This is a genomic window from Haloferax sp. AS1 (assembly GCF_014530665.1).
Taxonomy (GTDB): domain Archaea; phylum Halobacteriota; class Halobacteria; order Halobacteriales; family Haloferacaceae; genus Haloferax; species Haloferax volcanii.
The window spans coordinates 450508-464465 of record NZ_SPSA01000002.1 but is presented as its reverse complement, the minus strand read 5'-3'; the positions used below and the strand labels follow the sequence as shown (position 1 = coordinate 464465).

At 59.4% G+C, this 13958-nt stretch carries 10 protein-coding genes; 7 read left to right on the top strand and 3 right to left on the bottom strand.

The annotated features are described in order from the left end of the window. Positions 1–131 precede the first annotated feature (131 nt). Both E4P24_RS16825 and E4P24_RS16820 read left to right on the top strand, forming a co-directional pair. On the top strand, positions 132–950 hold the full coding sequence (locus E4P24_RS16825; RefSeq protein ID WP_163489368.1) for a ParA family protein: 819 nt from the start codon (positions 132–134) through the stop codon (positions 948–950). Beyond that, a complete protein-coding gene (locus tag E4P24_RS16820; RefSeq protein ID WP_163489369.1) occupies positions 947–1354 on the top strand; it encodes a hypothetical protein in 408 nt (135 codons plus the stop codon). Before E4P24_RS16825 ends, E4P24_RS16820 begins: the two co-directional genes overlap by 4 nt. 397 nt (positions 1355–1751) lie before the next feature. Here the strand turns inward: E4P24_RS16820 and E4P24_RS16815 are convergent, their stop codons facing one another. Next, complete coding sequence (locus E4P24_RS16815) at positions 1752–2951, bottom strand: site-specific integrase (RefSeq protein WP_188148868.1); 1200 nt, start codon at positions 2949–2951, stop codon at positions 1752–1754. Positions 2952–3579: 628 nt separating this feature from the next. On the opposite strand from E4P24_RS16815, the gene dgoD (E4P24_RS16810) reads away from it, so the two are divergent. The 3 genes from dgoD (E4P24_RS16810) (at position 3580) to E4P24_RS16800 (ending at position 9229) form a co-directional block, all read left to right on the top strand. Further along, positions 3580–4713: a galactonate dehydratase gene (dgoD, locus tag E4P24_RS16810; RefSeq protein ID WP_188148867.1), complete on the top strand. Its 1134-nt coding sequence runs from the start codon at positions 3580–3582 to the stop codon at positions 4711–4713. A 58-nt stretch (positions 4714–4771) separates the two neighbouring features. Next, entirely contained in the window at positions 4772–5482 is a 711-nt protein-coding gene (locus E4P24_RS16805) for an IclR family transcriptional regulator C-terminal domain-containing protein (RefSeq protein ID WP_188148866.1), read from the top strand. 609 nt (positions 5483–6091) lie between these two features. After that, positions 6092–9229 carry a glycoside hydrolase family 2 TIM barrel-domain containing protein gene (locus E4P24_RS16800; protein ID WP_188148865.1) on the top strand — a complete coding sequence of 1046 codons (3138 nt, stop codon included), beginning with the start codon at positions 6092–6094 and terminating at the stop codon, positions 9227–9229. A gap of 263 nt (positions 9230–9492) precedes the next feature. On the opposite strand, the gene E4P24_RS16795 is transcribed toward E4P24_RS16800, so the two are convergent. Both E4P24_RS16795 and E4P24_RS16790 read right to left on the bottom strand, forming a co-directional pair. Next, positions 9493–10215 (bottom strand): hydroxypyruvate isomerase family protein, encoded by a 723-nt coding sequence (locus E4P24_RS16795; RefSeq protein WP_223174082.1) that lies wholly within the window; start codon positions 10213–10215, stop codon positions 9493–9495. A 26-nt stretch (positions 10216–10241) separates the two neighbouring features. Beyond that, entirely contained in the window at positions 10242–11336 is a 1095-nt protein-coding gene (locus tag E4P24_RS16790; protein ID WP_188148863.1) for a Gfo/Idh/MocA family protein, read from the bottom strand. 315 nt (positions 11337–11651) lie between these two features. On the opposite strand from E4P24_RS16790, the gene dgoD (E4P24_RS16785) reads away from it, so the two are divergent. Both dgoD (E4P24_RS16785) and E4P24_RS16780 read left to right on the top strand, forming a co-directional pair. Further along, positions 11652–12806 carry a galactonate dehydratase gene (dgoD, locus tag E4P24_RS16785; RefSeq protein WP_188148862.1) on the top strand — a complete coding sequence of 385 codons (1155 nt, stop codon included), beginning with the start codon at positions 11652–11654 and terminating at the stop codon, positions 12804–12806. A gap of 56 nt (positions 12807–12862) precedes the next feature. After that, positions 12863–13678 carry an SDR family NAD(P)-dependent oxidoreductase gene (locus E4P24_RS16780; protein ID WP_188148861.1) on the top strand — a complete coding sequence of 272 codons (816 nt, stop codon included), beginning with the start codon at positions 12863–12865 and terminating at the stop codon, positions 13676–13678. The last annotated feature ends 280 nt before the right edge of the window (positions 13679–13958 follow it).

The following is a 13958-nucleotide window of genomic DNA, read 5'->3' as shown; positions in this document are numbered from 1 at the left end:
CTCAACGAGTGGAACGAACAGTTGGTTTTAACATCGTAGTAATCCTCTCACCGCGTGAAACACCCTCACCGAACGCACTGAACTAAACAACCATAACGAACAAAACGAATACAACGAACGGAACGAAGATAATGACTGACACCAATACCGCACGAATCACGGTGGCGAATCAGAAGGGAGGCGCGGGGAAGACAACCGACGTCATTCATACTGGCGGCGCACTCGCCGCCCGAGGCCACGACGTCCTCCTGGTCGATATCGACTATCACGGAGGACTCACCTGCGCACTTGGCTACAACGATCTGTACTACGATACCGACCGCACAACGCTGTTCGACGTCCTCGACTTCGACCAGATGGAGTCGGTGAACGACATCATCGTCGAGCACCAGGAATTCGACATCCTTCCCGCCAGCGAGAAGCTGGCGAACAACAAGAACATCCAGACGTTGCTTGAGGCGCCGAAAAGTCGCGAGCGGTTGGAGATGACCCTCGACGAACTCGAGAAGGACTACGACTACATCATCGTCGACACGCCGCCATCCCTGAACGTCCTCACCGACAACGCCCTCGTCGCGACCGGCAACGTCGTCATCCCCGTCATTCCCGAGAAGCTCAACGCCAACAGCCTCCAGATTTTCGCAAAGCAGCTGAGTTCCCTCGAACAGGCGTACGGAGACATCAATCGGCTCGCCATCGTCTGTAACCGTGTCGAGCAGAACGCTGAGCACCGCGATACCATCGAGGAGATCAAGTCGGCGTACTCCCTCCCAGTGTTCGAGATACCGAAGCGGACCGACCTATCTCAGTCGATTGGCGAGGGTGTGTCCGTCTTCGGCTTCGGCAAGGAGAACCAGCGTGTCGAGGACGCACGCGACCTGTTCAACGAGATCGCCGACCTGTTCGACGAGACGTTTGAGAAGACCGCACCTGAGGAGGTGGAAGCATGAGCGACGGCTGGGGTGATGCTTCCGGCATCGAGGGCAACTACGAAGAGGAGGACGATGAGGTCGATTCCAGCGAAACGAGTGAGGTGAGTGAAACGCTAGAATCCAGTTCATCGACCGAAACGACCGAATTGACTTCAATGAGTGAAACGAACGAAACGAGCAAAACGAAGACGAACATCAAGGACGAGTGGAACGGGCGAACGATCTACATTCCCGACGAGGTCCTCGACGAGATGGAGGATACTTATCTCGAGTCCCAGCTGAAGCTCCGCAAGGCGGGACAGGATGAGTTCAAGAAGAATCGTCACTTCTACCCGCTACTCGTCCAGTTCGGTGTTGAGGCGATCTCTGAGGCGGATGCCGAGGAAATCCAGGCTCGGCTTTCGAAACTCGGCAACGAATGACCTCGCGGAGAACACAACCTCGGAGGGTGGATTTGATGCGTGCCTTCTGTTCAAGTACAACAACAGTGACATTGGAGCACTCTGTTGATTCAGGTTTTATGTCACTCAGATACTTTTCCAAGCTTTCTCAGCGTGGTTTATTCGAAAAACGAGAGGGGGAGAGCTTAATCAATCCCAAAAAGTGTGAAAATAAAACACGCAACAAAACCATCCTCGAAACTGTGGACTCGATTTCTTGGAGAATAGACCTCGCAATATATAGTTTATTCGTGTAGTGCATTCTATAGCCTGTTACAGCGTGGGTTACGCAGACCCTCTCGGTCAGCCGAACCCATAGATCACGACCTCCAGACGGTATCAACATCAAATTTAATCGTTCTTACGAAGGGAGGAGGGCTTAAGCTTCAAATGCCGCTTCCAACTTCTCATACATCCTCCTTCGCCGAGCCTTCCGCTCTTGCTCCCTCGACAAATAGTTTCGTAACACAACCTCCGTCGACGAACTCCCCTGATCTTCAGCAACTCCCTCTAATCCCTCGAGAACTTCTCCAACAGCTTCCTGATACGCCGAGTACCAGAACCGCCGTCCCATCTTCGGCGTGGGCGTATCCCCATCAACAACCACGCCAGCAGTGTCAGCAAGCTGTTTGAACCGACGACGTATTGTACTAACTGATACGTGGCCAGTCGACGACGACCGAGAGGGGAACAGATAGCCGTTCCACGTTTCACGGTCAGAAAGCGCATCAATCCGATCAGCAACGATGTCCACACCATACAGAAGCGTCACTTCACCAGGGCCATTCTTCCGTTTTCCATCACTGAACGACAGATGCGGGTCCTCTGCATCCAAGACCACCTGATCGACGTGCAACGCGGCAACCTCGGAAGGTCGTAACCCCCACCCAGCGAGCGCAACGACGAGCAACTCCGCTTCGGGCGAATCAACCTCACTGTAGATTCGACGCACCTGCGACGCCGACAATGCCTGTGGGTCTGGTTCCCTGGCCTCCCATCCGAACTCCTCACCAGCCTCTGAAAGTGGATTGTACTTCGCGTATTTCCGGCGCTTCACGAAGGCGTACCACGCTCTGGCGACGTGCAGATATTCGAGTTTCGACCGGTCTGTCGATAACTCCTCGTCGAAGACGTCGAGAACGGCGAGACAGCGTTCTATCTCCCGTGGTTGCTGCTCTAACTCAGACAGCGGTTCGAGCAACGCATCAGTCCCGTGCAGTTCTCGATACGTCCGAACCCACTTTGCCAACCTCGTCCGGTGGGTCTCGACGGTACTCTCTGCCCGTCCACCACGAGTTTGTATCGAGTTAAGGTACACTTCTAGAGCGTTGACAGTAGCCTCGTGGTCGATGTTCCACTCCCACTCCTCAGATTCCTCGTCTTCGAGGCCGACGACGTCGACGAAGAACTGCTTGGGTGTCAGGTCGTGATGCTCGCGGAGCGCATACGCAATACCACTGTATCCGTGTTCGGTGAGCCACTCGTAGGTCGGAACGTCTCGATCCTCGTCGAACCTGTCGCGATAGCGCTTTGGTGCGATGTCTTGCCAGTAGACGTCGACGAGTTCGTCGAGACTCATCTGCGACCATTTGTAGCGCTTTTCTCTCGGTCCCTCGTCTGAAGTCGTATCTTCAGCCTCCAAACCCTGGGAGTTGGACTGCTGATTCACGCCTGCTCACCCGGGAGTAACCCTCTCACTGCGTGTTGGGATGATTTTGAATCAGTGATTTTCATTACTCACCGACTTTCTCACAGTAATATAATACTTCGGCTTGTGCGGGAGTGGCTCATACACAACCGCAATTAGTAAACTCACGAATCTAATGTGTGTCTTATGAATGTATCATATGTCGCTATACAAATTCTGGTTGGCAATAGTTGCACAGTTTCGGAGGATGGGTTCTGTTGCGTGTCTTATTTTCACGTCAATTGAGTTTGATTAGGCTCTCGTCTATCGGTTTTCGAATTTAGTATGGTGAGAGGCTTTGGAAAGATTTTCTGAGTGATATAAAATACAAATCGACAGGCTGCTCCTATTTCACAGCTACGAGCGAAGAATAGAAGGCACGCAACACTTCCATCCTCCGAGGTTGTGTAGTTGGCATATTCGGACGACATTACAAGTGAGCAGTGAGCACCGACTTTCGCATCTTTTGGAGTGGTTGTATAGAGACAATGTTTAACAGCGAACCTTCCGTGTCTCCGGCATGGCACAGATCGTCGATTACGAGCTGTTCAAGGTACCGCCTCGGTGGCTCTTCTTGAAGATCGAGACGAGCGATGGGACGACCGGTTGGGGGGAGCCGATCCTCGAAGGGCGCGCTGAAACGGTCAAGGCCGCCGTCAAGGAGTTGATGGACGGCTACCTACTGGGCGAGGATTCGAGTCGGATCGAAGACCACTGGCAACGGATGTATCGTGGTGGATTTTACCGTGGCGGCCCGATCTTGATGTCCGCCATTGCGGGCATCGACCAGGCACTCTGGGACATCAAGGGAAAGTACTCCGGTGAGCCCGTGTACGACCTACTTGGGGGGAGTACCCGTGACCGTGTGAAGGTTCACAAGAAAATAGTCACCGACGATCTCTCCGACCTCGCGGATCTCGTTACCGACGTGGTCGGCGATGGCTTCTCGGCGATCAAGCTGCTGACCGCGTATCAGGCGTCATCTATCGAATCAACGCGCGATCTCAACGCAATCCGAGAGTATCTCGCGGTTGCACGTGACGCCGCTGGCCCGGACATCGACATCGGTATTGACCTCCATGGACACATCTCCGCCACGATGGCTCCACGACTGTTCTCACGGCTGGAAGAGTACGACCCGATGTTTGTCGAGGAGCCGATTCGTCCCGAACATCTCCACACCATCGAGAACTCCTCGTACTACGACTTTCCCATCGCCTTCGGTGAACGGCTGTATTCACGGTGGGGCTTCAAGCCGCATCTCGAAGCGGGACGGTTGGACATCGCTCAGCCGGACATCTCCCACGCTGGCGGCATCACCGAAATAAAGAACATCGGGACGATGGCCGAGACCTACGGTACCAAGCTGATGATCAGCTGTTCGGTCGGTCCGATCGCCTACGCCGCTAGCACGCAACTCAGCCATCATCTAGCGAACGCGGTCCAGCAGCCGTCGGTCAGCGAACGGTACATCGACGCTTACGTCGACAACGTCGACGACCTCAGAAGTGAGGACGGCTATGTCTCCCTCTCGGACAAGCCCGGCCTTGGCATCGACATCAACGAGGAAGGAGTTCGGGAGCACGCCGGAAAGGCGAGCGACTGGCGGACCCCGATACGTCGTCACGACGATGGAAGCATTGTCGAATGGTAAACAGGACCTGTCGCGCTGACCAGTACCGTTATCTTGGTGGCTCGTGTATGCGTGAGCCATGTCTCAGGAGAACCGAATCAGGGCGACCGAGATGTCGTTTCGGATACTCGATGAGGTTCACCGGCGGCATGGTGCGACCGCCGAGGAACTGACCGAGGCGACTGGTCTCTCCCGAGCCGGTGTGTACAAACATCTCCGTACACTCGTCAGACTTGACGCTCTCACGAATCGGGATGGTGTCTACGAACTTGGGCCGAAGCTGACCCAGTATCGTCTCCAGTCGAACGACGCCCAGTTTGTCGTTGACCAGACCGACCGGATCGAGACGCTGGCACAGTCGCTTGACGCACCCATCACGCTCTGGGTTCACGAGGACGAACGGTGCAACTGTACGTACGTCTCACAATCGGAGGGGCGTGAGGGATTCCCCCGACAGCGTGGTGACAGCGAGTCACTGACCGAAAGTCCGCCGGGGAAGGCCGTGCTGGCCCACCTTCCGACAGAGCAACGTGAGGAGTTAATCGGACCCGACGAGTCGCTCCCGGAGCAGCTAGAACAGCTCAGGGAGCGTCAGCTCCTCGAAGAGCGCCTCTCCGAGGCCCCCAAGTGGGTGTCGATATCGACGCCGGTGTTGAATCCGTCGGACGAGCCGGTGGCCGCCATTGAGGTCGTCATCCCGAACGACAGGGCGAGCAGCATCGACGTGAAGAACAACATCCGAGGACTCCTGACAGAGGCGGCGAACCAGATCCGCGTCGGGATGCTGTAGTCCCCTGCGGCAGAAAGCGTTTCTTCGTGACGGTGAACCTGTCATCTCCACATCGCCACAACCGACGCGACTGGTACCACGACCGTGAATCGTTGGCGGCGTCGAACCATGTGCCGCCGCCCGAACGTCGCCAACCTGTTCATCTGAGCGAAAGCTATATGTGTGCATCTATCTCATGGCGAAGTGAACCGTCTGCCTACAAAAGACCCTTCGGTGGGTAGGTGGGGATTGCAGCACTGCCAACCTGACGGTGGAAACACCGTCACCATTGCTGACTGCAGGTCGCTGTCTCTGTCAACCTGATCCACGGGCCGTGGATCCCACCGACCCGTGGGCCCGTCGCGAAACACTGTGGATCCCGCTCACGACGACGTGAACGACGGATAGCCGCCAGCTTGCGACATTTTTCACAATTTGAAATATCAGAATAAACCCGTCTTTTTTTATAGGATGACTGTGGATATCTTCTGAGTATACGTGTCTCGAAAGCCAGACCAACTGGCGGAGCTACCAGACTATCTCGAAAATCCGTCACAGCTTGGGGAGAATGTCGTACCGTCTCATGTGCCGTCCGTGCCGTACAGGTCAACCGAGTCGGCGAAGGCTGCGATGGAGCCTGCGACCGAGCCGGAGGACCGGTGGCAGACCTCAGAATATTTCCGCCTCCTGAACGGGGAGTGGTCGTTTTGTTGGGCCGAGAAACCTGCCGACGTCCCCGATAGGCTCGGTTTTGCGGGTAACTGGGACACGATTTCGGTGCCGAGCGTTTGGCAACTGGAGGGGTATGACCGACCGATCTACCGGAACCACGCCCTGACGTGGGAGGATATTCCCGAACTCGAGACGGAGCCTGACCCGCCGACCGTCCCGTCGTCGTTCAACCCGGTCGGTACCTACCGTCGGACCGCCGAGATACCCGCAGAGTGGGGCCCAGACCGTCGCACCTACCTCCACTTCGAGGGCGTCAAGTCGGCCTTCTTCGTCTGGATCGACGGCGAGTACGTCGGGTACGACCAGGGGTCGATGACACCTTCGGAGTTCGACGTGACCGACGCCCTTGACCCAGGCGAGGAACACACCCTCACCGTCCAAGTGTTCCGCTTCTCGGACGGGAGCTATCTGGAGACCCAGGACATGCTCCGGTTTAGTGGCATCTTTCGGAGCGTCTACCTCTACTCGAAGCCGGCCGTCCACCTGCGGGACTTCTTCGTCCGGACGGCGTTCGACGCGACGTACGAGGACGCGACGTTGTCCATTGATGTTGACCTCGCAGCCGAGTTCGACTTGAGCGAGTATGACCGGACGGACGAGTGGCAGGTCGTCGGCCACCTCTTTGACGGAGCGAGAGCGTCGGTGGCGACGGTCGACGATGTGATGACACCGGTCGACGACACGTCGACGACACTGGAAACGGTCGTCGAGCGGCCCGATAAGTGGTCTGCCGAGCAGCCAGCGTTGTATCTGCTCGTCTTGGAACTCCGCGCACCCGACGGCAGCGTCCGTGAGGCAATCCCCCAACGGATTGGCTTCCGTGAGTTTGACATCCGGGAAGGGCAGCTCCGTCTCAACGGCGAGCCAATCACGATCCGTGGCGTCAACCGCCACGAGCACGACCCGGAGACGGGACGGACCGTCTCCTACGAGCGTGCGAGAGCCGAACTCCGGATGATGAAACGGAATAACGTCAACGCTGTCCGGGCGTCGCACTATCCGAACGACCTCGCCGCGTACGAACTCGCCGACGAACTGGGGCTGTACGTCGTCGACGAAGCCAACGTCGAGACGCACTTCAACATGAACTTCGTCAACGAAGCGCCGGCGTTCCACGACGCCTACGTCCGACGGTTCGAGCGGATGGTCGAACATCACAAGAACTTCGCTTCGATCTTCGCTTGGAGCACGAGCAACGAGGCGGGCGAAGGCCCCGCGCACGAGGAGATGGCGGCCTACAGCCGCGAGCGTGACCCGACTCGGTTCGTCTACCACCAAGGTTCGGGCGAGGCACCGTACGAGCAGTTCCACGAGAGCATGACAGGGACGGCGCCCTTCGCGGACATCTCCGGTCCGCGGTATCCTGTCCCGTACACGCTGGTTCAGCACGAGGCGGTCGAGGAACGCCCGCTTGTCATGGGCGAGTACGCCCACGCGCTGTGTAACAGTCTGGGGTTTCAGGACGCCTTCTGGGACCTCGTCCGGTCGGTCGACGGGATCCAAGGTGGATTCATCTGGGAGTGGTGTAACCAGACGCTCGCCGGCGACGTCGTCGTGGGCGGCGAGGGCGTCGACTGGTGGTTCGATGACGATCCCTTCCTGCTCGACGGTGTCGTCTTCTCGGATCTGACACCACAGCCGGAGCTCCGGCAAGTCAAGAAGACACAGCAGCCGTTCTCGTTCGATGCAATCGCACCTCGTGAGGGAGTGTTCACGGTCACGAACGAGCATGACTTCACCGACCTAGGCGCGTTCGAGACGCGGTGGGAACTCGCCGTCGATGGGCGAGTTGTCCAGACAGGGACACTCGACCTCGCCGTCCCGCCGTCGCACACACGCGGAGTTATCGTCCCGTTTGAACGGCTGAAGCTTGACCCGGGTGCCGAGTGTCACTTGACCTTGCGGGTCGAATTGTCCGACGCAACCGACTGGGCACCGGCGGGCCACGAGGTTGGCTTTGAACAGTTCGAGATTCCGTTCGACGCTTCTGACCCCGAGCGACCGTCCGCTGATACGCACTCGCCGGTCACCGTCGAAGAGATAGGGGAGTGGATTGAGTTTGTCGGCGAGCGGTTCCGGTACCGGTTCGACACGACACAGTGTGCGTTCGACGAATTCAGCTACGACGACACGGTCGTGGCGACTGACGGCCCGCTCTTCGGCTGCTATCGGGTTCCCGTCGCCAACGAGGGCCGTATCGACAGCGCGACTCAGTGGGGGTACGACAACGAGACAGAGTGGGAACAACTCGGTCTCGACGCGCTGACGCACGACGTGGTCGACCACACCGTCACCCGACTCGGAACGGACTGCGTCCGACTGACAGGCATTGCTGTCGTGCGCAACCCGGATGGCGACGCACTGTTCGACATCCGGTACCGCCATACCGTCTTTGGAGACGGCGTCGTCGCCACCGACATCGACGTCGACGCGACTGAGACGCTCCGGGAGTCACTCGACTCCTGGCTCCCGCGGCTGGGTGTCCAGTTCGACCTGCCGGTGACCACCTCCGCAGTCGAGTGGTTCGGCCGCGGTCCCGCGGAGACCTATCCTGACCGGAAGACTGGGAGCGAAGTCGGCCGCTACGCTGGCGACATCGACGACCAGTTCGTCCCGTACCGACTGCCGTCGGACAACGGTAACAAGACCGACGTGCGGTGGGCGTCGGTGACTGGCGACGGCGATGTCGGTGTCGCCGTCTACGGCGACCAGCCGTTCAATCTCCGCTTTGACGGGTTCGAAAACCTCGCGACGGCGACCCGACTCGAAGAACTCGCCCCGAAAGACGGGGCGACAATGTTCGTGGACGCCGCCGTCTCCGGCGTCGGTGGCACGCCGGTCCGCCCGCTCACCGAATACCGACTCCGGCCGAACCCGGTCTCGTTCTCGTTCGCTGTCCACCCCTACGACACCACGGCCGACGATCCTGGAGACATCGCTCGGCGTGGCGTCCCACGACTCGCAGCAGCCACCTTCTCCGATCCGGAGACTGTCTCGGGAGAAGACAGGGCCTTCGAGTCACAGCACCACGACTGAGTCTCCATCACTGCTGTCCGCCCCTCCCTTGTCCGTACATCACACGACGTAGTCTTCACTCCACACCACGTTCAGACCCGAGCGTGTCGATTCAGTTGCCCGGAACGGGTGCACAGTACCGACGGCACGTGGACTATGTGTAGACAAAATCCTCGTGGGTATCTGGTTTCTGACATGAACGCGGCTGTAATGGCTATGATGGATGTTTACTCATAGTACACCACCGACGAGGACTGGGTAGAGTAGTCGTTTTTGCCGAGTTCTCAGCGTCGATCGAGGATGGCTTCGACCGCGTCGTCGGGATCACCGGACGGTCTGAACTCGCAGCCGATGTAGCCGTCGTAGCCAGCGTCGTTGATAGCCGAGAGAACGTTGTCGAAGTTGATCTCGCCGGTTCCGGGCTCACGCCGGCCAGGGACGTCAGCGACGTGGATGTGGCCTATGTCGTCGATGCGGTCAGTTAGCGTGGCGATGATGTTGCCCTCGGTCACCTGTTGGTGGTATACGTCGTAAAGGAGTTTCACGTGCGAGGAGTCGACGTCGTCGACGATACTGAATCCCTCGGCGGTGGTCGTGAGGAAGTAGCCCGGATGGTCGACGGCCGTATTTAGCGGTTCGAGTGCCAGCGTCACGTCTGCCTCCTCGGCAACGGGCGCGACGGCCGAGAGGATCTTGACGACGGTCTCTCGTTGCGCACGCCGACTGTATTTGTCCTGATCGGGTCCAGTCGTCAAGATGAGTGTTGGGCAGCCAATATCCGACGCTGCGTCGATGGATTCCCGGACAGTTTCGACTGCTTCCTTGGCCGCTTCGGGGTCAGTGAGCACACCACCGGCGGTACAGCTGACTATGTCGACACCGGCGTCCGCAGCGGCGGCTTCGAGTGCTGGGAGGTCCTTCTCACGCCAGTCCCAGAACTCGACGGCTTCGACGCCCGTCGCCCCGGCGCGCCGGATTCGCTCGGGATACGGCCCGTCGTACACCATCTCGATACAGACCGATAGCGGCATCATCAGTTCTCACCGCTCGGCTCCGGACTCAGTTCGCCTGCGTCGAGCATCGACTGCAGCGGGTTGTCGTCAATCTCCAGCGGGAGGTCGATACGGCCGCGTTGGCGCGCGGACTCCCACGCCGCGAAGATGAGTTCCGTCGCGTTCAGTGCGTTTGACGCGCAGAGCTCCGGCGTCTCGCCGGTCTGTAGACAGCGGGCATTCTCTGCGATGGCGCGATCGATGAACGCCCAACCGTGCAGGCCGTCGTCGGTCTCGACTGTCTCCCAGCCCTCTCCGTCGCGCCGGATTCGAAGAGGTGGGAGTTCCTCGCCGTCTGGTCCGACCTCGATGACGCCTTCCGAGCCGACCAGTCGGTTGTGGCAGGCGATGGCATCGGCTGGGCCACCAGTGCCCGTGCTGTCGGACGTTCCGATACCGTGGACGCCGTTCTCGTACTCCCAGTGGACAACCGCCTGATTCTCGTTGTGCGTGCCGAACAGGACGTTCTCCTCGGAGTAGTCGATTTGGCCCAGTACCCACGCCGCGGGCACCTCGTCGTTGAAGTAGTTGCAGAGGTCGAACGAGTGCGAGCCGTAGTCGAAGATGCCGACCGGCGCGGAGAACTCGACGCGTTCGAGCGCCCCAATCTCGCCTGCGTCGAGCAGTTCTTTTGCGGTTCGGATGGCGTCGCTGAACCGACGCTGATGGTTGAAGGTCAACTGGACGCCATGGCGGGCGGCCTCCTGTGTCATCAGCTTTGCCCCAGCGTAGGTTTCGGCCATCGGCTTCTCGCAGTGGACAGCGTCGACGACACCGCTCCTGATACAGTCGACCGTGATGCTGGCGTGGACCTTCGGCGGCACACAGACCGAGACCATGTCCGGCTTGACGGTAGAGAGCATCTCGGCGTAGTCCTCGAAGATGGCGTCGTCCGACAGCCCGAACTCATCGGCGAACGCCCGAGCGTTCTCTGGAACGATGTCCGCACAGGCGACGAGCTCACAGCCGGCTTGTTTCTCGTATCCCGCTGCGTGGTGGTACGCCATTGCGTAGCCGTCGCGGTTGGGCTGGTCTGGCTCGGAGCCAGTCCCGATTAGTGCTACTGAGTAGGTCATCAGTACGACTCTACTCTCGGACGGGGGGATATCTCTTGTGCCGCGACTGATTGTTGGGAGATGGTGACATACATTTGACTCCTCGCGACTAGTCCACCATTAGTGTACTTTGCCGTTGGCATTACACGAGTACGTTTGTAACTCCCTTCGACCATACCATCGGTTTGTTTACTGTGAGTACACATCGGTCCGACGGTACCCGTCAATAGCGGACGGAAGGAGGTGGCCGACGGTGACCGTTGAGTATACCACTCGCGCGAGACGAACCGTGAATATGAAGATAGAGTGGTGTAGTATTCAGTGTGAGGACACGCAATGAACGAAATTGTCGACTACGAGTTGTTTGAGGTACCACCTCGGTGGCTCTTCTTGAAGATCGAGACCGCAGACGGGACCGTCGGCTGGGGCGAACCGGTCGTTGAGGGGCGGTCGCGGACAGTGAAGACCGCCGTCGAGGAACTGCTGGATACTTACCTGCTGGGTGAAGATTCAGCACGCATCGAAGACCACTGGCAGACGATGTATCGCGGCGGCTTCTACCGTGGTGGGCCGATACTGATGTCGGCCATCGCAGGCATCGATCAGGCGCTCTGGGATATCAAGGGTAGGCAACTCGGCGTGCCGGTTCACGAACTGCTCGGTGGCGCGGCCCGGTCCAGTATTCGCGTCTACCAGTGGATCGGCGGTGACCGTCCCTCGGACGTGGCCGCGAAGGCAGAGAAACAGGTCACCGAGGGGTTCACCGCACTGAAGATGAACGCGACCGAGGAACTCCAGCGCGTCGACAGTCCAGCGGCGGTCGAAGCCGCTGTCAACCGTCTTCGGAGCGTTCGCGAGGCTGTCGGCGACGAGATCGACATCGGGGTCGACTTCCACGGTCGCGTGACCAAACCGATGGCCAAGCGACTGGCGAAGGCACTCGAACCGTACGAGCCGATGTTCATCGAGGAACCCGTCCTCCCCGAACACAACGACGCCATGCCGCAGATCGCGGCCCACACCACCGTCCCCATCGCGACGGGCGAGCGGATGTTCTCGCGGTGGGACTACAAAGAGGTCTTTGAGAACGGCTCCGTCGACGTCATCCAGCCGGACGTCTCGCACGCGGGCGGCATCACCGAGATGAAGAAGATCGGCAACATGGCCGAGGCGTACGACGTGGCGATGGCACCGCACTGCCCGCTCGGCCCGATCGCACTCGCCTCCTGTCTTCAGGTCGACGCCTGCACGCCGAACGCGCTTATCCAAGAACAGAGTATCAACATCCATTACAACGAGACGACGGACGTGCTCGACTATCTCGCCGACCCGTCGGTGTTCGACTACGAGGACGGCCACGTCGCGATTCCCGACGCGCCAGGACTCGGAATCGATATCGACGAGGCGTATGTCCGCGAACAGGCGAAGAGGGACGTCGACTGGCACAACCCGGTCTGGCGACACGACGACGGCAGCGTCGCCGAGTGGTGACGAGCGGGGTCCGCACTTCCGGTATCTACTTTTCAGTCGGATTGTAAGCTGTGTCCATGGCAGAGACTGACTCGACAGTCGGCGCAGTCGCACAGCGACACGAGGAACGGGTTGTCATCGTGACCGGGTCGACCCGCGGTATCGGCGCAGAAGTCGCCCGGCGGTTCGCGGCCGAGGGCGCGTCGGTGGTCGTCACCGGGCGCACGCGGGAACGTGGCGAGACCGTCGCCACCTCGATTCGCGACGACGGCGGCGAAGCGACGTTCGTGCAGGCGGACATGCGCGACCCGGCCGAGATCGAAGCGCTCGTCGAACACACCGTTGAGGCGTATGGCCGCGTCGACGTGCTCGTCAACAACGCCGGTGTCCAGACCGAGACGACAGGGTCGGAGGCGACGATGGACGACTGGAAGTTCGTCGTCGAGACCGACTTCCGCTCCTTCTGGCTCTGTAGCAAGCACGCGGTCGAACACATGCCCGAGGGCGGGACGATTCTCAACATGTCCTCGAACCACGCCTATTTGACGATGCCCGGTCTGTTCCCGTACAACGCGGTGAAAGCCGGCATCAACGGGATGACGCGGGCGCTCGCGCTGGAACTCGGTCCGCTCGGCATCACGGTCAACACCATCAACCCCGGCTGGATCGAGATCGAGCGTACACAGGAAGAACTCGGCGACGACTACGAGTACACGGAGGACATCCACCCCGTCGGCCGACTGGGGACGCCTTCAGACGTCGCGGGCGTCGCCGCGTTCCTCGCCAGCGACGATGCGACGTTCCTCACCGGCGAGAGCATCCTCGTCGACGGCGGCCGGACCGCCGTCATGCAGGACGAACTGTACCGAGAGTACCGCCAGACTGTCGAGTAGATGCTCGTAGCTTAAGTGGCGTAGCGCGTCGGTTTTTTTTCCTCAGCCGCCGACACGACTGCCGTCGCTGCTGGCATGTGACGTGTTGTCTCTCCACCAGTAGATATATATGCCCCCTGTCCAACCACTCCAATGGTTAAGTATGACAGACTCGTCAGACTCGTCAGTCAGTCGTCGGAGAGTCATCCAAGCACTCGGTTTCGCTGGCACGGCCGGACTCGCTGGCTGCGTCAGCTCTGGTGGCAGTGAGACAGACAGTTCCGGAAGCGGCGACGGCGGA